We start from the raw sequence: 8,173 nt of genomic DNA on the forward strand, positions 1-8,173 counted from the left end.
ATGGATGAGACAGCTCAGGCCGTCGCCGCGAGTGCGGGGGCCCCTGACGCGGCGGTGTAAATCGCGCTGATTGCCGTCGCGATATAGTCATGGGCGCAAGCGTCGGTGGCTCTGATTCCAGCGTCCGCGAGCTGATCCTGCGGGCAAGTTCCAATCCTGGCGCACAGCACGATATCTATGCCTTGAAGGGCTGCGATGATGCCATCGAGGGCGGCTTCCTTGCCCAAGCCGCCGAGGCAATACTTCTCCACCTTGCGATGCCCGACAAAGCTGATCCCTCTCGGCGAGGCTTCGTAAACCTGGAATTCCTTCGCATGGCCGAAATGTTCGTTGACGCGGCCGCCGCCCTTGGTCGCCACCGCGAAGAGGACGGATTTGCCGGGCCTCGCTGCCTTGACCAATCCGATCGCTTCACTTCTGGCCGCCACGTGATCACGGCGCTCCTGCGCGACCAGCTCCCGATAGGCGTTACGCTTGCTGGCATCGTAGGTGACCTCGCCGGGAATCCGGTCGGCCGTGAATTCCTGGCCACGATCCTCGCCAAGCATGCCGACGGCATCTGCCCGGCACTGCCGGCAGTGGCGCATCAACTGGGCGCCGCCTTCGAGACGATCCTGAAGAGCCTTCAGCTCCATTGCGTTTGGGCCGCGCTGCCCGCTCAGTCCGTAATGCGTGCCGTGCGCCGGGTCCGAAATCAGCGGCATGAGGTTGTGCAGGAACGCGCCTCGCTCCTTGACCCATCTATTCACCTCGATCAGATGCTCATCGTTCACGCCAGGAATCATCACCGAATTGATTTTGGTGAGGATGCCGCGCGCGGTCAGCATCTCCAGGCCCAACATCTGCCGCTCGTGCAGCATCCGGGCGGCTTCGAGGCCGACGTAGCGGCGATGGTCGTAAAAGATCCAAGGATAGATCTTTGTACCGACCTCAGGGTCGACCATGTTGATGGTGATCGTCACGTGATCGACATTCATGTCGGCAAGCTCATCGACATGGTCCGGTAGCGCGAGCCCATTCGTGGAGATGCAAAACTTGATGTCTGGGATTTCCCTGGCGACCCTGGCGAAGGTCGCCTTCGTCTTCTTCCAGTCGTAACAGGCATCGCCCGGTCCGGCGATGCCGAGCACGGAAAGCTGCGGCACCTCGCTGGCGACCGCGATCACCTTGCGTAGCGCCTGGTCGGGCGTCAGCTTTTCAGAGGCCACCCCAGGCCGGCTTTCGTTGGCGCAGTCATATTTGCGATTGCAGTAGTTGCACTGGATGTTGCAGCCCGGCGCGACCGCGACGTGCATGCGCGCGAAATAGTGATGCGCCTCTTCTGAAAAGCAGGGATGATCCTTGATCTTCTCCCAGACAGCCGGATCCGTGTCGTCGGGCTTTGTCGACGAGCCGCAGGATGACGCGCAGCCACCGGGTTTCATGGTGCCAAGCAACTGGTCACCGAATGTCGTGCTGAGGCTCTCAAGCGAAATTGCCGGTGCAGACATGAACGGCTCCGTTGCTGCGTGATGTCGCAGTTCAAAGCGCAAGAGCTATGCCAGCTCAAAGAGCTGTTTCGGTTCACGAATAGGCGTGTCGTGTCAGATTCCTTCGGATTGCTCCGACACACCTTTGTCGGGCTTACGACAGTGGACACGCAAATAGGGTCGCGAGGCTACCAGCCTTGGGCGCGCAAAGTGTGAGCGAGACCACTCCGGGCTGCTTACGGTTGACGTCATCACGACGTCTAGAATTTCTTCACCACGATACCATGCCGGCGCAGGGCGTAGCCGACTTGCCGCGGCGTGAGCCCGAGGATACGAGCCGCCCTGGCCTGAACCCAACCGGCCTTGTCCATCGCGTCGATCACCCGGTCGCGTTCCGCCAGACGCGGGGGACAAGTGGGATCGTTCGGATCGCCTGCCGTAAGGGGAGATATCTTGCCTGCGGAGGCACCGATGCAACTGGCCGGCAGCCGCAATCCGACCGGCGCTGCGTTGACCCGTGCGAGATCGTCGATGGCATTGCCGCCATTCGATCGGTCGGCTCGCTTCCAGAGGAGCCAGGAAAGGCACTGGCCCTTCTTACAGGCGAAATCGGATGGAGTGATCGTCCTTGAGCGCGCAAGTGTGGCCGTCCTTTGGACGCAGTTCTCCAGCTCGCGGACGTTACCAGGGAAGTAACATTGCGAGATCAGGTCAAGCGCCGGCGCCGCGAAGGCTAGTGCGCGATCGTTCTCCTTGTTGAACCGGTTGAGGAAGGCGTTCGCAAGGCGTGGAATATCGCCGGTTCTCTCTCTGAGCGGAGGCAGGATAATTGGCACGACATTGATGCGGTAATAAAGGTCGGCCCTGAACTCCCCTTTTATGACGGCCGTCTCGAGGTCCTTGTTGGTGGCGCATATGAGGCGCACGTCGACCTGTAGCGTTTTGGTGCCGCCGACTCGCTCCAACTCGCCTTCCTGCAAGACACGCAACAGCTTGGCTTGAAAGGCCGGCGAAATCTCGCCGATTTCATCAAGTAGCAGCGTTCCCTCATTTGCCAATTCAAAACGACCGGCGCGCTGGGAGATAGCACCCGTGAAAGCGCCCTTTTCATGCCCAAACAGTTCTGACTCCAGAACGCTTTCAGACAGTGCGGCGCAGTTCAATTTGACGAAAGACTTCTTCCTCCGACGTGAGAGCTTATGGATGGCCTGCGCAAAGAATTCCTTGCCGGTGCCGCTTTCACCCCGCAGAAGCACGGTGGAATTGGTCCCTGCTACGACCGAGACGGTTTCGAGCACCTGCTTGAGTGCGGGGCTTTCCCCGATGATCCCGTCGATTTTGGCATCCGCATGCCGGGCAGGGTCGTAGGTCCTCCCCTCGTTGGGCGATTTCTCCGGTCCCGATTGCTCATGGCCACACCGCTGACGATCTGTACTCAGGGCGCGATGGAGGCGGATGGTCCGGCCGACAAGGTTGGCGACCATCGTCAGGAAATAAATGTCCTCGTCGTCGCGAAAGTCGGTGGCGCCGTCTCCGGCGCGGTCGATCGACAATGTCCCAAGGATATCATGATCAGCCTTTAGCGGGATACCGATAAAGGCAATTGGGATGGTTCCGATGCTCGAAGACGTTTGAAGGTCAGCCTGAAATAGTTGGGACTTGCGCACGTCCGGTATGAAGAGCGGCGTCCCCGTAGCGACGATTTGATCTGTTACGGCCTGTGGTATGACGCGGCGAGTGCCTGATTGACGTACGTGGGTATTGCCGGCAGTCGCGGCAATCTCCAGCTCTCCTTCAGCGTCCAGGACGACGATTGCTCCGTGACGCATCTGCAGAAATGAAGGCAGGACGTTCACGACATTGGCGAGCGTAATCTCCAGCTCGCTGGGGGCGGTCAGCACCTTCGATATCTCGTAGAGTCCTCTGAGCGCGATATCTGATTGGGGCATGCTTTTGATGGGCGGTTCAGGGCGGGTCTCCCGAGGTCCAACCTCGTCGACCCGATCTTGCGGTCCGTGGGTCATGGAAACACCTCAGGGGTTGTCGTCCAGAGTGCTCCTCCTTTTTTATCTGAATTCTGAAAGCACAGTATTCACGAGCTTCTCTTATTCAAAGCGACGATCGACGCAAAGAAAATAGACTTGGCGTTGGGCGAGACCTAAATTGTATCAAGATCAACCCTCTTAATACGTGCGTGCGTCGGTCATCCGAATTTGAAGAGGACTCCGAAACCGCCGCGTGGATAGTTCCACTCGATCTCGCCACTGGTCTCACACAAAATCCGGCAGGTGCCGCACTCCATGCAGCCGTCAGCAGTGATCTCCACTTGACCTTTGTCGTTCAACTCATAACATTTCGCCGGGCAGACGTGGGTAAGCGCGAGCAAGTTCGCGCTTGGCCTCTCGTGCGGCCGCACCTTGATATGCGGGCGGCCGGAATCCACCAAGTAGCGGTTCTGGTAAAGCTTGTCCTCGACACGTGACTTTGTCACTGCGATCGTCATTTCGTCTCCCTTCAGCGCCACGCCAATGCAAGGCGGACCGCGTCGCTGACCAGCCCCCAACGCGAGCGCGCCTTGATGAAGGCCGCCGTGGTCGCCTTTTCCTTCTCGATCTTCGGCGTGCCGTCGACACGCATGAAGTTCTGCGCGGCTTGCGACATCAACCGCGGATAAGTTGTGAAGTAATTGCAGGAATTGGTGTGGAGCAAGGCCGGCATATCTTTGTATTTCTTTAGGTCCTTGACGACGAAGGACTTGTCCAGCATGGCTTTGTAAAGGGCGAGATTCCGTTTGTTCATCGGACCGTTGCGGCTCTTGACCTCGACAATTGCCTCAGCCGCAATGCGGCCGGAGGTCATGGCGAGGTTCGAACCTTCGCGGTGAATGGCGTTGTTCAGTTGCGCGGCATCGCCGACCACGACCCAACCATCGCCAAAGAGCTGCGGAATAGCCTTGTAGCCGCCTTCGGGAATGAGGTGTGCGGAATATTCTTTCACTTCCGAGCCGGCGATCAGCGGCCGGATCGAAGGATGGCTCTTTAAGGCATCAAGGAGAACGTAGGGGCTCTCGACCATCGCGGCAAAATCGGAGACGAGGCAGCCAATGCCCAGTGAGATCGACTCCTTGTTGGTGTAGAGGAAGCCGAGCCCGGCCATGCTGCGGGAGGTCGTGCCCACCGCCTCGATCACGCAGCCTTCATCGCCCTTGACGCCGAACCGCTGCTCAATGACCTCTTCGGGCAAGAAATGCATTTCCTTAACGGCGAGCGCCACGGTTTGCGGCTTCGGCATCTCGCGCAGGCCGGCTCGCGTGCCTAGCAGTCCGCAGACACCTTCTGCGAGAACGACCACGTCCGCGTAGATGGCTCCGCCGGCCCGGTCTGTGCGCACGCCGATCACCCTGTCCTTGGCGTCACGGATGAGTTCCGTCACGGTCGTCTCGCACAGAAGCGTCGCGCCGGCCTCGCGCACCTTACGCGAAAACCATTTGTCGAACTGGGCACGGATGATCGTGTATCGGTTGGGCTTGGCCTCATTGAAGTCGTCCGACCGATAGTGAATCCCGGTATGGGATGTGTCGTCCATCACCCAAAGCCGCTGTTCAACCAAATGCCGCTCGAGAGGCGCATCATCCCGGAAATCCGGGATGATCTTCTCCAGCATGTCCGCGTACATGATGGCACCCTGGACATTCTTGGAGCCCGGATATTCACCGCGCTCCAACTGCAGCACCTTCAGGCCATGGCTGGCCATGGTGTAAGCAGCTGCGTTTCCGGACATGCCTGCCCCAACAACAATGGCGTCGAAGTTTTCCTCGATCATGTCCATCCCTTAGCTCGCAAGCTTATCGCGACTGTGGGGCGACAGCCGCCGGGTAAAGGCTTCCGTCAGTGCGGGCAGGAAGCGGATCGCGTCGGTGACGATTCCGAGGTGAGCGAAATCGAAAATCGGCGCGTTCGGGTCGGTGTTGATGGCCACGATGAGATCCGCCCCCTCGACGCCAACCCGATGCTGGACGGCGCCGGAAATCCCGGCCGCTATGTAAAGCTTCGGCCGGATGGTCTTGCCAGTCTGGCCGATCTGCCGATCAGCTGGCATCCAGCTCTTCTGGACCAACGGGCGCGAACAGCCATGCTCGGCGCCGATTGCTCGCGCGAGGTTCTTCACAAGCTGCAGGTTCTCCGCCGCGCCAAGACCAAGGCCTCCCGCAACCACGACGTCGGCATAGGCAAGGTTTGCCTTTGCCGACTGATTGTCCGGCAGGAAGCCGAGGACTTTGGTAGCGATCTCGTCCTCGGCAAGCGAGAGCTTGTGCCGGATGACACGCCCGACCGGTTTATCCGTCCGCTGCGGCATGGGCATGACCCTCGGCCGCACTGTCGCCATCTGAGGGCGGAAATTGAGCGTATAGATCGTGCACAACAAGGAACCGCCGAAAGTCGGACGCGTGGCGGCGAGCGAACTGTCGGTATCCACATCGAGTTCGGTGCAGTCGGCCGTGAGCCCTGTCTGCAAGGTCGTCGCCACGGAGCCGGCAAGATCCCTGCCGAGTGTGGTGGCACCGAGAAGAAGGATTTCGGGTTTGTGGGTATCGACCAGATCCGTCATCGCCTTGGTGAAAGGCTCGTTCCGATAGTCGGCGAGCAGGGGCGCCTCGGCGATGTAGACAAGGTCAGCACCATAGGCGAATGCTTCGGCAACGGCGTTCCCGACGGCCTCTCCCGGCGGTCCGAGCACGACGCCTGCAAGCTGGACCTGAAGCTTGTCTGCTAATTTGCGGCCTTCGCCGAGCAGCTCGAATGATACGGGGTGGACCTGGCCGCGTTCGAGCTCGATGAAGACCCAGACGTGCCGGTAGTCCTTGAAATGGGCGGGCAGCTCCTTCTTTATGCCGGCACGGCCGGCGGCAGGGCGAGGGGTTTCTCGGTTCGCGGTCGACATCGTTTGCTCCTTGCCGTCACGCGCCGCCGTTGAAGGCGAGCTCATGTTCCAGCGCCGGCTGGCGGGTGAAGATTGCGGTGATGAGTTCGTCAGCGACATCGCGCAAGGGCATCTCGGCGGTGTCGATTAGCGCCGCCTTTTCAGCTCGAGCAGGAGGGGCGAAAACACGCTTGACGACCGTCGGTGAGCCGCGCAGGCCGCATTTGGTGAGATCCTCGATGCCGGCGTCGGCCGCGCTCCATTTCAAGACCTGGCTGCGCGCGGCGCACAAGGCGTCGTGGATCGAGCCCCGGCGAATCTCGTTTGTGCCTTCCAGCATGGTGATGAGACAAGGCAGCCTGCTCTTCAGCATCTGTGTGCCGCCTTCGGAGCGGCGCTCGACCTTGATCTCGCCTGCAGCAAGGTCAATAGAGGGGATCTTCGCGACATAGGTCAGTTGCAGGAGTCCGAGGCGCTTGGCAATGCCGGGCCCGACCTGGGCGGTGTCGCCATCGATCGTCTGCTTGCCGGTGAAGACGAGGTCTGGCGTGCCGAACGTCTCGCCGACCTTCGCGATTGCCTGGGAAAGGGCGAACGAGGTCGCCAGCGTGTCGGAGCCGGCAAAATAGCGGTCGGTCAAGAGCACCGCTCGGTCGGCGCCGTAGCCGAGCGCCTTGCGCAGCGCGTCCTCTGCCATGGGCGGACCCATGGTGAGCACAGTGACTTCGCCGCCATAGGCATCGCGCAGTCTGAGCGCTTCTTCGAGGGCGAACAGGTCGTAAGGGTTGATGATGGTCGGAACACCCTGGCGCATGATTGTGTTCGTCACCGGATGGACCCTTATCTGTGCCGAGTCCGGCACCTGCTTGATGCAGATTACGATGTGCATTGGCGGTTTCTCTAGGCTCCTGTCCGGGTGCGGGCATTGCGGTTATCTCCTTGATCCGCATAATCCGTGCCAAGTCTCTTGCGCTGCCCCCTTCCTACAACTTCGGCTGGTTGCTTCTGACGGCGCTGTGGTGATGACCGGATTTGTCGGCTGCTCGACATTGTCGCGTCGCAACCCTTGTCGCCGCTCATTCCCGTCCGAACCGCTTCAGTACCGAGTCGAACGGGACAAAGGTGTGACCCGGCGCGGCAGGTCTGTTCGGATCGTGGTCTTTGAGCACCTTGAAGACCCGATGCGTGAGCGGCGAGGAAATCGCAAAGTCCTCGTAAGCGCGTTCGAGCGTCGCGCGCACCCTCGCGGCAATCACCTGGTCGGGCAGACCGGAGAAATCTTCTTCGGCAAGGTATTGGCCCACGCGCTTCATTATATGGAGCCGCGAGACATTCAGCACCTTGGGGTCATAGGAGACGCCAAGGACTGAGAAGAACTCCTCCGCGGCCGACAGGCGCTTCAGTCGTGCGAGGATGTCTGTGACATCGATGGGGCGGCTGTCAGCGGAACAATTCATTGCATTCTCCCTGGTCGCAAAACTGTGGCCTTTGCGCGCGCGCGCACGGCTGACCTGGACCCGCACAGCTCGAAGAGGGACGCCTCGCTGCACATTTTATCGTAGAGCTCGACCAGTTGAGTTGCAGTGAGCGTCGATTTGGTCTCGGCCGCCTCGCGCCGGACGCGGGCCACCATCGCGGCTGCCAGATCCGGGTCGAGATCGCGACCGCTTTCGCTCAGCACATGGGCAATCGCAGTGGCGCCGGAATGCTTGCCGATGACGATCCGCCGGCAGCGGCCCACGAGAGCCGGATCAAGCCCCTGATAAGTACGCGAGTCCTTCAGC

General features: G+C 60.4%; 8 protein-coding genes. All 8 read right to left on the reverse strand.

Annotated elements, in window-relative coordinates; translation table 11 throughout:
• Positions 1–14 precede the first annotated feature (14 nt).
• Entirely contained in the window at positions 15–1,490 is a 1,476-nt protein-coding gene (gene nifB / locus NKJ06_RS07535; RefSeq protein WP_352554114.1) for a nitrogenase cofactor biosynthesis protein NifB, read from the reverse strand.
• Between the two features lie 239 nt (positions 1,491–1,729).
• Complete coding sequence (gene nifA / locus NKJ06_RS07540) at positions 1,730–3,493, reverse strand: nif-specific transcriptional activator NifA (protein ID WP_502905593.1); 1,764 nt, start codon at positions 3,491–3,493, stop codon at positions 1,730–1,732.
• Between the two features lie 179 nt (positions 3,494–3,672).
• Entirely contained in the window at positions 3,673–3,972 is a 300-nt protein-coding gene (locus NKJ06_RS07545) for a ferredoxin family protein (RefSeq protein ID WP_023678245.1), read from the reverse strand.
• Between the two features lie 11 nt (positions 3,973–3,983).
• Positions 3,984–5,291, reverse strand: a complete 1,308-nt coding sequence (locus NKJ06_RS07550; protein WP_352752773.1) for an FAD-binding protein — start codon at positions 5,289–5,291, stop codon at positions 3,984–3,986.
• Positions 5,292–5,300: 9 nt separating this feature from the next.
• Entirely contained in the window at positions 5,301–6,410 is a 1,110-nt protein-coding gene (locus tag NKJ06_RS07555) for an electron transfer flavoprotein subunit alpha/FixB family protein (RefSeq protein WP_023766900.1), read from the reverse strand.
• A gap of 16 nt (positions 6,411–6,426) precedes the next feature.
• Positions 6,427–7,278, reverse strand: coding sequence for an electron transfer flavoprotein subunit beta/FixA family protein (locus NKJ06_RS07560; protein ID WP_352595964.1), 852 nt, complete (start codon positions 7,276–7,278; stop codon positions 6,427–6,429).
• 187 nt (positions 7,279–7,465) lie between these two features.
• The gene (nifW, locus tag NKJ06_RS07565; RefSeq protein WP_352441428.1) at positions 7,466–7,846 is read right to left on the reverse strand and encodes a nitrogenase stabilizing/protective protein NifW; all 381 of its coding nucleotides are present in this window, start codon (positions 7,844–7,846) and stop codon (positions 7,466–7,468) included.
• The coding region (locus NKJ06_RS07570) for a homocitrate synthase/isopropylmalate synthase family protein (protein WP_502905594.1) at positions 7,843–8,173 on the reverse strand (331 nt) is incomplete at its 5' end. The genes nifW and NKJ06_RS07570, both read right to left, overlap by 4 nt.

The sequence above is a fragment of the Mesorhizobium sp. M0293 genome (genome assembly GCF_040321735.1).
Taxonomy (GTDB): Bacteria; Pseudomonadota; Alphaproteobacteria; order Rhizobiales; family Rhizobiaceae; genus Mesorhizobium.

Excerpts from the sequence above, each read along its gene's own strand:
- nifB (WP_352554114.1), bottom strand. The coding sequence starts at position 1,490 with ATGTCTGCACCGGCAATTTCGCTTGAGAGCCTCAGCACGACATTCGGT.
- nifA (WP_502905593.1), bottom strand. The coding sequence starts at position 3,493 with ATGACCCACGGACCGCAAGATCGGGTCGACGAGGTTGGACCTCGGGAG.
- NKJ06_RS07545 (WP_023678245.1), bottom strand. The coding sequence starts at position 3,972 with ATGACGATCGCAGTGACAAAGTCACGTGTCGAGGACAAGCTTTACCAG.
- NKJ06_RS07550 (WP_352752773.1), bottom strand. The coding sequence starts at position 5,291 with ATGATCGAGGAAAACTTCGACGCCATTGTTGTTGGGGCAGGCATGTCC.
- NKJ06_RS07555 (WP_023766900.1), bottom strand. The coding sequence starts at position 6,410 with ATGTCGACCGCGAACCGAGAAACCCCTCGCCCTGCCGCCGGCCGTGCC.
- NKJ06_RS07560 (WP_352595964.1), bottom strand. The coding sequence starts at position 7,278 with ATGCACATCGTAATCTGCATCAAGCAGGTGCCGGACTCGGCACAGATA.
- nifW (WP_352441428.1), bottom strand. The coding sequence starts at position 7,846 with ATGAATTGTTCCGCTGACAGCCGCCCCATCGATGTCACAGACATCCTC.